We start from the raw sequence: 13,810 nt of genomic DNA, 5'->3' as shown, positions 1-13,810 counted from the left end.
CGGTTTACATCACCGCACCAATTTGCCAGGGGACGAATTCAACGCCCCCAAATCCAAGTTCCTCGCTTTTGGTTTTCTTGCCTGAGGCGACGCGGATCAGTATTTCGAACAGTTCTTCGCCCTTGCTCTCGATGCTGATCCCGTCTGTCACGATGTCACCGCAGTTCAGATCCATATCTTCGGCCATGCGGGCATACATTTCGGAATTGGTGGCCAGCTTGATGCAGGGCGTTGGCTGATATCCAGAGACCGAACCACGCCCAGTGGTAAACACGATCAGGTTCGCACCCGAAGCGACTTGCCCGGTGACCGAACACGGATCAAAACCGGGGCTGTCCATGAAGACAAACCCGCTCTTGTCGATCATCTCACCGAATTTGTAGACGTCTCGCAGTGGCGCGGTGCCTCCCTTAGCTACGGCACCAAGCGATTTCTCAAGAATGGTTGTGAGCCCCCCGCGCTTGTTGCCGGGGCTTGGGTTGTTATCCATCTCACCGCCGTTTCGGGCCGTGTAGTCCTCCCACCAGTGGATGCGTTCGATCAGTTTTTCACCCACCTCAACAGTCTCGGCCCGCCGGGTCAGCAGGTGTTCGGCACCGTAGATTTCCGAGGTTTCCGACAGGATCGTTGTTCCTCCATGGCGCACAAGTAAATCCGACGCATACCCCAGCGCCGGGTTCGCGGTTATCCCAGAATACCCGTCCGAGCCGCCGCATTGCATACCGACCGTGATGGCACTGATCGGAGCCGGGGCGCGTTCGGCTTGATTGGCCAGATGGGCGATGCCGCGCAACTCCGCCAGCCCCCGTTCGATAGTGCGGCGTGTTCCGCCCTCGTTCTGAATGGTCATATAACGCAGCGCACCGTCAGCGCGGATTGGTCGACCGCCGACAAGATCTGCCACCTGCATGACTTCGCAGCCCAGACCGATCAGCAGAATACCCCCGAAATTCGGATGCTGTGCATAGCCGGCCAACGTCCGAAACAGGGTAGCATAGCCCTCATCCTTGCTGGACATTCCACATCCGGTCCCGTGCACAATCGGGACCACACCGTCAACATTGGGATAGCTTTCCAACAACCCGGTCTTTTCCGCTGCGTCGGCGATAAAACGCGCTACCGAACCCGAGCAGTTCACGGTGGTTAGAATCCCGATGTAGTTTCGGGTTCCCACTTTACCGTCAGATCGATGGTATCCGTCGAATGTACGCTTTTCAGTCAGAACAGGCAGCGGGGTGTTGGCGCTGGCATGTGCATAGTCCTGCTGATGCGCCCCCATGCCAAGGTTGTGCACATGGATATGTTCGCCAGGCGCTATATCGCATTTGGCCTGCCCGATGATCTGACCGTAGCGGACAATATTCTCGCCAGATTGGATTGATGACACGGCTAGCTTGTGGCCGCGGGTAACGGGCGCAGCCAATTGCACGGGAACATGTGCCGGCTGCTCACCCGCCTGCAAGTCACGCAAAGCAATAACGATGTTGTCCTGCGGATTTAGCTTTACGACATCGCGAGTCGCCTCTTCCAAAACGTTTATGCCGCCGTTCGCTCGCATCTCTTCTCCACTTGCTTGGTCAATGTTGCTAAATCCAATATCTCTACTTGTCAACTAACATGTTAGAATGCTAACTTATGCAGTATGAACAAATACCAAGATATTGATGCCGAACTGTTGCCCGAGATCACAACGATCGAAGGACCGCTCGCTCAGCGGGTTCACCACTCATTGAAGCAGGCGATTCTCTCGCTGGACTTCCCACCCGGAGCGAACCTCAGGAAGGCACCTGTGTGTGAAAGATTGGGTGTGTCGCGCGCACCTGTGGCCGATGCGATTGCGCGTTTGGCCTCGGAAGGGCTGGTGGATGTAGTGCCGCAATCAGGCACTCGCGTATCCTACTTTTCGATGGACGAGATCCGCGAAGGCGTATTCCTGCGTGAAGCGCTTGAACTTGCAACTGTCGCCAAAGTCGCGCGCGACATAACCGACGTTCAGCGTAAAAGGTTAAGCCGCAACATGCGTCTGCAGGAACTGTTGATCATGGATGATGATATCCCGGGCTTTTATCAGGCCGATGAAGAGTTCCACAGTCTTCTGATGGAATTTACAGGCTTCCGCCGCCTCGCCGACGTTGCCCAAACCGTTTCCTTACAGGTCAGCCGCGCACGCATGCTGTTGCTGCCCACCCCCGGCAGAATTGCCGAGACACTAGAGGAACATAGGGCCATTTTCGAAGCAATCAGCAATCGCGACGAACAGGCCGCGCAGGTCGCTATGCGCGCCCACCTCGGGCAGTTGATGCCGCGCATTGAGCAGTTGGAGCAACTGAAGCCGCATCTGTTCAACCTCACCCCACAGCTGAATAGCGAGGCAGGATGACCGTTTCCCAAACAGAATTACTGAACAACCGGACCACGCGGCCCGTTCCCCTGACCCGCATGGGGTTCGGTGGGGCACCATTGGGGAACCTGTACCGAAAAGTCTCGGACGAGGACGCGCAGGCGGCATTGCAGACCGCTTTTGACGCAGGCATCCGGTTTTTCGACACAGCGCCGCAATACGGGCTTGGCCGATCAGAGCATCGGTTTGGGCAGGCGATTGGTCGGTTCGGGCGCGAAAACATCCAGCTTTCAACCAAGATCGGTCGCCTGTTACTGGATTGCGAACCGCATGAAGTAACGCCCGAAGCTTTCGTCGATGTACCGCAGAAACGGATCGTGTTTGACTATACCTATGACGGCGTAATGCGGTCTTACGAGGCAAGCCGCAACAGGATCGGTGTCGCCAATTCTGACATTCTTCTGGTCCATGATGTCTGTGTCTTCAGCCAGGGCAGCCAAGAGGTTTCGGACGCCAAGGTGCGTGAACTGTTTGATGGCGGAGGTTACAAGGCTTTGACCGAGCTGCGCGATGCGGGTGAAATCGCAGCAATCGGCGCAGGTGTAAACGAATGGCATGTGTGGATGGCTCCTGCATAGCAAGACATTTTTGATCTGATTTGTGCGTTTGTCAGAAGCAGTCATGTGTCCGGCCTGTTTGCGCGGTTTTGACCGCTGGCCTTGATGGGTTCCGCAAACCAGGTCCCTTACAGGTTAGCGGGCTGTAACGCCCGGGCCATTCGGCGGGGTGTCCTGGTTTTGGCGGCTGACTTATGCACCATCATCTCGCGGGTCTTGCTAACTCGATGTTCCTTTCGTCTCAGACTACAGCGCGTGGGCTGTAAGGTTCGTTGCGGGTGAGCACCGCCCAGACGATCCGGGCTGTTTTGTTGGCCATGGCGACGGTCGCAACGCGGGCGGGTTTGCGTTCGAGTAGTGATGTCAGCCACTTGCTGGCGCGTTCGGGGTGTGACCTAGTTTGTCGGACCAATGATGTCATGCCGACAACTAACAACGATCGCAGATACTGGTCGCCCATCTTGGTGATCCGTCCCAGCTTCTCCTTGCCGCCGCTGGATTTGTTCGCGGGCGTCAGACCAAGCCAGGCTGCGAACTCTCGACCATTGCGGAACTGGTGCCCGTCACCGATGCTGGCAATGATCGCGGAGGCCGTCACAGCGCCAACACCAGGGATCGTACGCAATAGGCGTACGCGTTCATCTTCTTTGGCCACCTGCTTGAGGCGCTCTTCGTACCAGCGGATCCGCTTGTGCAATGCCATGAGCTGCTCGCACAGATTGTGGATCACTTCGTTGGCAATGTCAGGTAGGTCAAGAACCTCACCCAGAGTTATGTCTTCAGCAAACCCAATTACCCTGGCGAACCCTCGTGGGATAAAAATACCAAACTCGGCAACCAGACCACGCAGATTGTTGATGAGTTGCGTTCTCTGGCGCACCAGAAGATCACGCGCCCGATGTAGGGACAGCAATGATTGCTGCTCGACTGTCTTGATCGCAACAAAGCGCATGGTCGGACGGGTCACAGCCTCGCAGATCGCCTCGGCATCAATGGCGTCTGACTTCCCGCGTTTGACGTATGGCTTCACGTACATCGGCGGGATCAATCGCACATCATGGCCCAATGCCGCGAGTTCGCGCGCCCAATGGTGTGCACTGCTGCAGGATTCCATGCCAATTAGGCAGGGCTCCAACTTGGCAAAGAACGGCAGAAACTGCGTCCGCCGCAACGGTTTGTTGAAAACAACTTCCTCGGTTGCGGAGATTCCGTGAACTTGAAAAACGTTCTTGGCGAGATCAACGCCGATTGTGGTAACTTGCATGGGGTGGCTCCTCTCATAAGCAGATTTTGACACCTGCACTATGGCGCATTGCGACGCCGGTTGAAGCAGGAGCCATCCACCCCATCAGGTTTGCGAGAAACTTCTTGGGCTGGGCGACTTCGACGGGTTCCTTTTGGCTGGGCGCTATACATTGCTTGAACAAGAGGCCCTCGACAGTTTCCTGCCACTCTGCGAGCAGCGCGATGTCGGAATCATCCTCGGAGGACCTTACAATTCAGGCATTCTCGCGACCGGAGCAGTGCCCGGCGCCAAGTACAATTATGCTGACGCGCCCGAAGACATTCTGGACCGGGTCCGCAAAATCGAAGCCGTTTGCGCGGCGCACGACACTCCGTTGATTGCTGCAGCACTGCAATTTGTTCTGGGTCATCCTTGCGTCAAAACAGTAGTTCCCGGAGCCGTAAACGCATCCGAAGTACAATCCAACGTGGCACTAATGGAGCGCAACATTTCTTCCGGTCTGTGGTCGGACTTGCGGTCCGAAGGCCTGATCCGACCTGATGCGCCACTGCCAAGCGAGACAGCTGATGCTGCGTAACATCGACCCGATCCTTTCGCCGGAGTTGCTTTTCACCCTCAGGGCCATGGGCCACGGGGATGAGATTGTTATTGCAGATGCAAATTTTCCGGGCGCCAGCATGGGACCAGACTGCATCCGGGCCGATGGGTCTACAGCCAGTGAAATGTTGAAGGCCGTACTTTCTGTGATGCCTTTGGATACGTTCGTTCCTGATCCGGCGTTGACCATGCAGGTTGTCGGCGACGCAGAGGCGGTTCCCGACGCAGTCGCGGACTTTCAACGCATCATCGACAGGACCGCCGACAACCCGGCCAAAGTTCAGGGCTTGGAACGGTTTGCATTCTACGAGCGTGCGGCCAACGCGTTTGCCATCGTTCAAACGGGCGAACGCAGGCTTTATGGCAACATCATCCTGAAAAAGGGTGTGATCGCATGAGGATCGACGCGCATCAGCATTTCTGGGCTTTGGCGCGCTGCGACTATGGCTGGCTGACGCCCGATCTGGACACGATCTACCGGGATTTCACGCCGGACGATCTAATGCCCCTGCTTAAGGCTGCCGGGATCGATGGCACAGTCCTTGTCCAGGCGGCGCCCACTGTGGCTGAGACGGAATACATGCTCTCGCTGGCCGACCAGAATGCGTTTATCAAAGGTGTTGTCGGCTGGGTTGATTTTGAAGCCGATGATGTTGGCTCACAGATTTCTGCGTTAGACGCCCATCCGGCACTGGTCGGTCTTCGTCCGATGATACAGGACATCGCTGACCCTCTGTGGATGCTCGGCGACACGCTGCCTCCAGCTTTCGAGGCTGTCCAACGGCATGACCTGACATTCGATGCATTGACCTTGCCCCAACATCTGGGCCCGCTCAGACAACTTCTGGAACGCCATCCGAAAATGCGTGTAGTCGTCGACCATGGCTCGAAACCGCTGATCAAAGACGCAATCTTGGGTGACTGGTCCGACAACATGACCGCATTGGCCCGAGATACAACTGCATGGTGCAAGCTTTCAGGCCTTGTGACTGAGGCTGCTAAAGACTGGACGATCGACGATCTGCGCCCGTACGTGGATCACCTGCTGAACACCTTCGGTCCATCGCGTCTGATCTGGGGTAGCGATTGGCCAGTTTGCACCTTGGCCAGTAGCTATGAGCGCTGGTGTGAAACCACCGACATGTTGCTGAAACATCTGAGCAGCGCAGAACGACAGGCAATAATGGGTGGCAACGCCGCCCGCGCCTACAACCTCAGGAATTAAAATGACCATAGGTACATTGGATTCGAACGGGCTGTGGCTCGGCCGTATTGAGCGCGGTGGAATCGGCCCCAGCGTGGTGACCCTGCGCAATGGGCGGATTATCGATATCACGTCAAAAACGGCACCAACTGTCAGGGACATTCTGGAACGCGACGATGAAGCAGATCATGTGCGCAACGCTCAAGGTGAAGATATCGGCCCTTTGGACGCCGACCACCAATGGCTGGCCCCGTGTGACCTGCAGGCGGTCAAGGCCTGTGGTGTCACATTTGCCGGGTCCATGGTCGAACGCGTAATCGAGGAACAAGCCGCCGGTGATCCTGCCAAAGCCGACGCGATCCGGGCGCGCATCGGAGACCGGATCGGAGACAGCCTCTCGAACATCGTACCTGGATCGGACGCGGCCGCAGAGGTCAAAGAAGCACTGATCGCTGAAGGCCTCTGGAGCCAGTATCTGGAAGTCGGGATCGGCCCCGATGCCGAGGTGTTCTCCAAAGCACAAGTTTTGTCTTCGGTCGGGTTTGGTTCAGAAATCGGTCTTCACCAGATTTCGACCTGGAACAACCCCGAGCCCGAAGTCGTTCTGGCCGTTACTTCTAAGGGCGAGATTAAGGGCGCTACGCTGGGGAACGACGTCAACCTGCGTGACGTTGAAGGTCGTTCGGCTTTATTGCTGAGCAAAGCAAAGGACAACAATGCCTCTTGCGCGATCGGACCGATGATCCGGTTGTTCGATGATGGGTTCACACTGGACGATGTACGCCAGGCTGAACTTGCGCTAACCGTGACCGGATCGGATGGATTTGTGCTGAACGGAAGCTCATCTATGTCCCAGATCAGTCGCGATCCTGCAGACCTTGTGAAGCAGACTATCGGGCGCCATCACCAATATCCTGATGGGCTGATGCTTTTCCTTGGCACTCTGTTCGCCCCGACCCAAGACCGTGACACACCTGGCGGTGGGTTCACTCACAAAATTGGCGATGTCGTCACTATCTCCAATACGCGCCTTGGAGCGCTGACAAACACCGTGCGCCTGTCGACGGAATGCCCCGAATGGTCCTTTGGGGCCTCACACCTGATGCGAAACCTCGCCCATCGCGGCCTGCTGTAAGAGAGAACGAATATGTTGACCGGAAAACACCTGATTGCTGGCGAATGGATCGGCGCAGACACTACTTTTGCGTCGGAACCAGCGCATGGACCAAGCCATGACTTTTCTGTGGGGACAGCGGCGATGATTGATAGCGCAGTGGAGGCAGCAGAGTCGGCATTTGCCACTTTCGGGTGGTCCTCGCGTACCGAACGTGCCGCGCTGTTGCGCAAGATCGCAGATGAGATTGATGCCCGCGGGGATGCCATCACCGAAATCGGTACGCAGGAAACCGGCTTGCCCGAGGCACGCCTGCAGGGGGAACGTGGCCGTACCGTCGGCCAGCTGCGCCTCTTCGCCGATCACATCGAAGCGGGCGATTACCTGGACATGCGCCATGACCCGGCCATGCCGGATCGTGCACCCCTGCCCCGCCCCGACCTGCGCATGATACAGCGCCCGCTGGGTCCTGTTGCGGTGTTCGGCGCTTCGAACTTCCCATTGGCCTTCTCAGTCGCAGGGGGTGATACAGCCGCAGCATTAGCCGCAGGATGCCCTGTCGTTGTCAAAGGCCATTCGGCCCATCCCGGCACTGGCGAAATTGTCGCCCAGGCAATCGACGCCGCCATCAAAGCGACAGGGATTCATCCCGGAGTGTTTTCATTGGTACAGGGTGGCAAACGGGATGTGGGCACGCGATTGGTGCAACATCCCTTGATCCGGGCGGTTGGCTTTACGGGCAGCCTCGGAGGTGGACGGGCGCTGTTCGATTTATGCGCGCAACGCGATGAACCCATTCCGTTTTTTGGCGAACTGGGTTCAATCAATCCGATGTTCATACTGCCGAAAGCGGCGGCCGCGCGCGGTGCTGAAATCGGCAATGGCTGGGCCGCGTCCCTAACCATGGGCGCTGGACAGTTCTGCACCAATCCCGGTATCGCCGTGATCATCGAAGGTCCGGATGCTGACGCGTTTCAAGCAGCGGCAGAGGCTGGCCTGTCTTCGGTGGCCGAGCAGACAATGCTGACCGATGGAATTGCGGAGGCATACCGAAACGGAGTTTCGCGTGTAGCTGCTGGTACCGGTGTATCGAAGATTATCGGCACAAGCCGCAAGTCACGCGATGCGGCCCCATACCTGTTCACTGTTTCAGGTGATGACTGGCTCGCCAATCGGGAGCTGCAAGAAGAAGTCTTCGGACCATTGGGCATCATCGTGCTCGTGAACGACAGCTCTCAGATGCAACAGATCGCGCGGGCCATCGAAGGGCAGTTGACCTGCACACTACATCTGGACGCAGGTGACAAAGCGGACGCTCAGGCACTGCTACCGCTGCTTGAACGAAAGGCTGGGCGATTGTTGGCCAACAGCTTTCCGACCGGGGTCGAAGTTTGCGACAGCATGGTTCACGGAGGCCCCTACCCCGCCTCAACCAGCTTTGGCGCAACATCCGTGGGAACATTGTCGATACGCCGTTTCCTGCGGCCGGTTTGTTATCAGGACATCCCATCCGAGCTTCTACCCGAGAAATTGTGAGGTTGTTCATGTCGACAATCAACCCATCCAACCGGCTTGCAGATAAGACCGCTCTCATCACAGCAGCTGGCCAAGGCATTGGCCGTGCAACCGCCGAATTATTCGCTGCCGAAGGCGCACGGGTGATAGCCAGCGACATCAACGATGCTGCGCTTGCCGAATTGGGCGGTATTCCGGGTATCGAACCGCTGCAACTGGACGTAATGGACGATAAGGCCGTTACAGATGCAGCGGTCAATCTGCCGCAACTGGACATTCTGTTTAACTGCGCAGGTTATGTAGCGGGGGGGTCAATTCTTGAATGCACTGAAAAGGATTGGGATTTCAGCTTTGACCTCAACGTAAAGGCCATGTTCAGACTGATCCAACTGACTCTACCCGGAATGCTGAAAGCAGGCGGAGGATCGATCATCAATATGTCGTCGGTTGCATCGTCCATGAAAGGCGTGCCCAACCGATTTGCGTATTGCGCGTCAAAAGCAGCGGTGATTGGCCTGACCAAGTCTGTGGCAGCCGATTTTGTGACCCAGGGCATTCGGTGCAACGCGATTTGTCCAGGTACGGTGGACAGCCCCAGCCTGCATGACCGGCTTCGCACCACCGGGGATTATGAGCAGGCAATGACTGATTTCATCGCCCGTCAACCGATGGGCCGTATTGGCACAGCGGAGGAGATCGCTGAACTGGCTCTGTATTTGGCCAGTGATGCCAGCAAATACACTTCGGGCCAGCCCTTTGCCATAGATGGCGGCTGGACGATCTGAGCAGGAAGGACCTGACAATGAAACTACTACGCTATGGCCCGAAGGGCGCTGAGAAACCCGGCATATTGGCCTCAGACGGCTCGGTTCGCGACCTTTCCGGTGTAGTGGATGATATCTCGGGCGATACTCTTGGCGATGTCGTTCTTGAAAAGCTGCGCGCACTAGATTTGGCCAGCCTGCCATTGGTAGACAGCAACCCGCGCATCGGTCCTTGCGTTGGCAATGTTGGAAAGTTCATATGCATTGGCCTGAATTATGCCGATCACGCAGCAGAAAGCGGCATGGAATTGCCTGCTGAGCCCGTGATCTTCTTCAAAGCCACCTCGGCCATCGCCGGCCCCGACGATACCGTAGAAATCCCGCGCGGATCGGTCAAAACCGATTGGGAAGTTGAGCTGGGCGTCGTTATCGGCAAAGAGGCCAAATATGTCTCTGAGGCGGAAGCCATAGACCACGTCGCCGGATACTGCGTAGTGAACGATTTGTCAGAACGTGACTTTCAGCTTCATCGCTCTGGCCAATGGGTCAAAGGAAAGTCTGCGGACACGTTCGGCCCAATTGGCCCCTGGCTGGTAACACGAGACGAAGTCCCCGACCCGCAGAACCTTCCGATGTATCTTGAGGTAAACGGGCACCGATATCAGGACGGATCAACCAAAACGATGCATTTTGGCGTAGCGACGGTCATCTCGCATCTGTCGCAATTTATGTCTTTGCAACCCGGTGACGTGATTTCTACAGGCACACCCCCGGGTGTTGGTATGGGACAGAACCCGCAGACCTACTTGAATCCCGGCGACAAAATGGAGCTTGGTATTCAGGGGCTGGGCACGCAACGTCAGAACGTCATCCAGGGATGAGAGCGCGCTGTTGGCGAACACCATATTTAGCCTTGAAGCAACAAAAGTAAGCGAGAAGGTTTTGTCTCAGATAACGCCGCCCGTATACTGATTATCTATCAGGCCAGTATATAATCTTTTAGGCGCTTCTCGCGCGATTAATCCGGTATTTGTTGTATCGGATCATTTTACCGAACATCTTCCTAGTTGCTTCGGGCGTTTCAATACTGAGAAGAGTCTTTATTTTTTTGCAAGCTTTGACAAAGCCTGTCCTTAAGTCACGATTCAGCAGGCCCCCAAGCCGGCAAGATGGGTGCCCTTCGCGTTAAAGTAGGCAGACCGATACAGCTCTTAATAATACTTATTAAAGTATTTTGCACACTACGCCCAAATGACCTTCTACTCGGTCAATCATTCAACCCATCGCCGCCTTTTCTTTGGCAAGCCACAGCACAATCATATCCATCATTGATAGGTGCTCACGGCCAATCCGTTATTTGCTCACGCGCCTCGAATATGTTTCGGTACGCTATGTTGGTCTTCCCGATGAAATGTAGTGCCGGGGCGCTCGAAGATAGAAGCGATCGCGTCGTCCCTGCCCTGCCCTGCCGCGAAAACTGTGTATCTGTTCAGCCGCGACCAACTACATAAATTGTAGATTATCTGCCCTAGTTCCATATCAATACGTTAAGAAACCTTCTACTGATGGCCTGAACTTGTATTCGTCAACTCTGCTCGGAACGTACCTGCCCGAACTACAAAACAAGAATTTGAGGCCGGGCGGTAAAAGCTAAGCGTTTAGATGGTCTCCCAGGGTACCGTATTACACGATTGGTCTTTTTATGCAAAAAACGGCGCTGAGATTAACCAGCGCCGCGCTTCGGATCTATCTCGCTAAGCCCGTCTTACCCGTGGGTAAGATCGTCTTCTTCTCGCAGATCCTCGATCAAGGTGGCCACAGCACGTTCTAATTTAGCCCTATCGACACGAGTAAAGTCGAGATCATAGCGAAGTTCGATCCTTCCGCTGGATGCAGAACATTTTGCAATCCCTGCCCTGCCCCTTACCTGAAACGTTGTCTTCGCGCGGCGTGGTTTACCTACGGCTTCAGCCTTTGGCTTAGCGGCGGTCGCATTTTCGATTGTGAGAAAATCGCGAAGAATGGCCACTTCGCGCACGCTGTCGCGATTTGGTTCACTCACCAAAGCCGCACTGACTTGTCGGATCAATCCAGGATCAGAGTCGAGCTTTCGTTTGAGTTCAACGCCCACATTCCGTGGAATGTCGTTTGGGTGCATAAGAACCTTTTCCAACATGGCCAGCAAACTCGCAAACGCCCGTATATAGCTGCGCTTGGTATAGCTTGCAGATTTAAACAAGGTTGAAACCGCTTTGTCGACATCCGGACAATCATTGGCGGGGTCTTGCGCATAGGCACGCGCAAGCGCGCCCATTTCCGCAAACGAGATATCCTTTCGGATCAGGTTTTCATCGACCATGCGACGATAGCTATCATCCAGCTCTGCAACGTCAGAAACACCGGCCGGAATCGTCGCAAATCGCGCGTCGCCAGTTTCCTCAAGTAATGCGCGAAATGCCGATAATCTGCGCATTCCTTGAATTAACTCAAAGCGTCCATCGTTGCGACGCTCGACCCGGATCGGGTTCGAAAGACCCACATCCTGAATAGAAGCCTTCAACTCATCCAACTCAGGATCAGGGCCAGGCTTGCGGTCGCGCGTCAGGCGCTCGGTAACAACATCCGCCAATGCGATCTGCTCAGTAACATACCCTTCTGAACGTAGTCGCACAAGCTCGTGCGCTAACCTGTCATTTTCGACCCTGATTGCATCTTCGGTAGTTTGCTGGTCGCGTAGCGCATTAGCGTTCTCGGAGATTGCAGTAGCCATCGGTCCGCGCCTTTTCTCAAGCGCTTTATCCGGAACCTTGCCAACCGGGATTTCTTCCATCGCTGGCATATCGATATCGAACATTCTGCGTTTTCGGCTCATACGTCATCCTCCAGCTTGTCCCAGGCCGATAGCATGACGCCCCGGAATTCATCATAAACATTATCAAATGTCGAACGCGCGCGACGCCAGGTTTCCCTCGTCATCTCACGGTAATCCATCTCATAAACTGAACTCAGGAATCGACCCGATTGCTCGACCGCGCGCGTCATCTCGACCGGGTGCTCGGCGAGGTGCTCACCAAAGACTTTGCGGAATGCGTCATACATCGCTGTGTGCAGTGCATTCCCCGGTTCGTAGCGCGTAAGCAAAAACCGAATTTCGCAGAATGTCTTGGGTAAACCAATCTTACCCGTGGGTAAGGTCTTGTCGAAACCATAGGCCAGATCTTCGAGGGCTTCAGCCAACTGTCCAATGAATGAGGTGGTTGAATCGTATTCCCAGTATCCGGGCCCCGACGGGATATACAACATGTCTGCTGCGAACACCGCATTCATCGATTGGTATCCTATCGCAGGCGGGCAATCGAACAGAATCAGGTCATAAGCATCATTCGGTATTTGATCCAGATAGCGAGACACAGCTGCAAAAAAAGACCACTCAGGATTCAGGTGCCGATATTGTGCTGATGCGAATTCGACGAAAGCAGCATTGGCGCAAGAAGGGATCGCATCAATCGTTGACCATGAGGTCTGCTTGATAAAATCAGAAATGCGCAGTTCGCCGAGGCCCATATCCGTGATGGAAGGTGGTAACTCTCGGCGGGGCAGGGCGGTTCCTGACTCCGCAGCCGCAGGGCGGTTATTCATGCGCTCGGTTTCACGGATCAGATCCCGCGCCATGATACCCCAGACGGTGAAATCTTCAGCGACATCGGTCAGACCCATCGAATGGCTGAGCGTCGCCTGAGGGTCAAAATCCACCACTAATACTCGGTAGCCGTCCAGAGCAGCGGCGTGCGCAAGATGCAACGCCACGGTCGACTTGCCAGCCCCCCCTTTGAAATTGGCAACAGCGGCCCGAACCGCCCGCTTGCCCGCAGGGCGTGGGGGAGTGAGCGCTTTGCGATTGACCTTAAGCCGCCGCCTGAGCTCATTTACCTCTTCCAGACTAAACCAACGCTGCCGCCCATCAGGCTCGACCTCGCCTCCCGGCAATGAAGGATCGGCAGCCAGCTTTCCTCGGAAAGTCGATTGGTTCACCTTAAAGATCAGCTCAGACACCTCCCAGCTTGAGAACCGCCTTAGCGTCTTCTCCATCTCAGGGCTGAAAGTCTGCTGGCGAATCCAGCCCTGCAATTTCAGGGACTGGGTGCGCAATGCATTCAGGTCTTCGTGCGTGTACATGCCTCAGTTCTCATTCTTCTGGACGTTATTTTTCTCTCTTTTGTTATTTACGCCCGATTTGCATATTTGGCAAAAGAAATTATTGTAAGGTTGTGATGTTACCCACGGGTAAGAAAATATGGCCGTATCTAGTGCTGACCGATTCGGAACGCTGCTTCTTTCTGCGATCCTCCTGACTTCGGATATCCTACCAGATTTAGGGGGACACAACTCAAGCAAATACGGCATATAGGGGG

Annotated in this window: 12 protein-coding genes and 1 pseudogene; 9 read left to right on the top strand and 4 right to left on the bottom strand. The window is 55.4% G+C overall.

What is annotated here, in order from left to right; translation table 11 throughout:
- Window positions 1-4: 4 nt before the first annotated feature.
- Window positions 5-1,558, bottom strand: a complete 1,554-nt coding sequence (locus tag I5192_RS19600; RefSeq protein ID WP_223118556.1) for a UxaA family hydrolase — start codon at window positions 1,556-1,558, stop codon at window positions 5-7.
- Window positions 1,559-1,642: 84 nt separating this feature from the next.
- Here I5192_RS19600 and I5192_RS19595 point away from each other — a divergent pair, with 84 nt between their 5' ends.
- Window positions 1,643-2,380: a GntR family transcriptional regulator gene (locus I5192_RS19595; protein ID WP_223118555.1), complete on the top strand. Its 738-nt coding sequence runs from the start codon at window positions 1,643-1,645 to the stop codon at window positions 2,378-2,380.
- Window positions 2,377-2,979 carry an aldo/keto reductase gene (locus tag I5192_RS19590; protein ID WP_255612236.1) on the top strand — a complete coding sequence of 201 codons (603 nt, stop codon included), beginning with the start codon at window positions 2,377-2,379 and terminating at the stop codon, window positions 2,977-2,979. The genes I5192_RS19595 and I5192_RS19590 overlap by 4 nt, the downstream gene beginning before the upstream one ends.
- Window positions 2,980-3,199: 220 nt before the next feature.
- Here the strand turns inward: I5192_RS19590 and I5192_RS19585 are convergent, their stop codons facing one another.
- Window positions 3,200-4,222, bottom strand: a complete 1,023-nt coding sequence (locus I5192_RS19585; RefSeq protein WP_223118424.1) for an IS110 family transposase — start codon at window positions 4,220-4,222, stop codon at window positions 3,200-3,202.
- Window positions 4,223-4,307: 85 nt separating this feature from the next.
- Here I5192_RS19585 and I5192_RS19580 point away from each other — a divergent pair.
- The 7 genes and pseudogenes from I5192_RS19580 to I5192_RS19550 all read left to right on the top strand — a co-directional run.
- Window positions 4,308-4,781: pseudogene (locus I5192_RS19580) on the top strand (aldo/keto reductase); the annotation flags it as partial.
- A complete protein-coding gene (locus tag I5192_RS19575) occupies window positions 4,771-5,199 on the top strand; it encodes an RbsD/FucU family protein (RefSeq protein WP_223118554.1) in 429 nt (142 codons plus the stop codon). The pseudogene I5192_RS19580 and the gene I5192_RS19575, both read left to right, overlap by 11 nt.
- On the top strand, window positions 5,196-6,026 hold the full coding sequence (locus tag I5192_RS19570; protein WP_170394149.1) for an amidohydrolase: 831 nt from the start codon (window positions 5,196-5,198) through the stop codon (window positions 6,024-6,026). The genes I5192_RS19575 and I5192_RS19570 overlap by 4 nt, the downstream gene beginning before the upstream one ends.
- Window position 6,027: 1 nt before the next feature.
- Entirely contained in the window at window positions 6,028-7,140 is a 1,113-nt protein-coding gene (locus tag I5192_RS19565; RefSeq protein WP_223118553.1) for a fumarylacetoacetate hydrolase family protein, read from the top strand.
- A 12-nt stretch (window positions 7,141-7,152) separates the two neighbouring features.
- Complete coding sequence (locus I5192_RS19560; protein ID WP_223118552.1) at window positions 7,153-8,655, top strand: aldehyde dehydrogenase (NADP(+)); 1,503 nt, start codon at window positions 7,153-7,155, stop codon at window positions 8,653-8,655.
- Window positions 8,656-8,663: 8 nt separating this feature from the next.
- Window positions 8,664-9,419 (top strand): SDR family oxidoreductase, encoded by a 756-nt coding sequence (locus tag I5192_RS19555; RefSeq protein ID WP_223118551.1) that lies wholly within the window; start codon window positions 8,664-8,666, stop codon window positions 9,417-9,419.
- A 17-nt stretch (window positions 9,420-9,436) separates the two neighbouring features.
- Complete coding sequence (locus tag I5192_RS19550; protein ID WP_170423108.1) at window positions 9,437-10,279, top strand: fumarylacetoacetate hydrolase family protein; 843 nt, start codon at window positions 9,437-9,439, stop codon at window positions 10,277-10,279.
- 884 nt (window positions 10,280-11,163) lie between these two features.
- Here the strand turns inward: I5192_RS19550 and I5192_RS19545 are convergent.
- Together I5192_RS19545 and I5192_RS19540 are read right to left on the bottom strand one after the other, a co-directional pair.
- Window positions 11,164-12,270, bottom strand: a complete 1,107-nt coding sequence (locus I5192_RS19545) for a ParB N-terminal domain-containing protein (RefSeq protein WP_223118550.1) — start codon at window positions 12,268-12,270, stop codon at window positions 11,164-11,166.
- Window positions 12,267-13,574, bottom strand: coding sequence for an AAA family ATPase (locus tag I5192_RS19540; RefSeq protein ID WP_170423104.1), 1,308 nt, complete (start codon window positions 13,572-13,574; stop codon window positions 12,267-12,269). Before I5192_RS19540 ends, I5192_RS19545 begins: the two co-directional genes overlap by 4 nt.
- Between the last annotated feature and the right edge of the window lie 236 nt (window positions 13,575-13,810).

Source organism: Ruegeria sp. SCSIO 43209 (assembly GCF_019904295.1).
Classification (GTDB): domain Bacteria; phylum Pseudomonadota; class Alphaproteobacteria; order Rhodobacterales; family Rhodobacteraceae; genus Ruegeria.
This window is presented reverse-complemented; position numbering and strand designations above follow the sequence as displayed.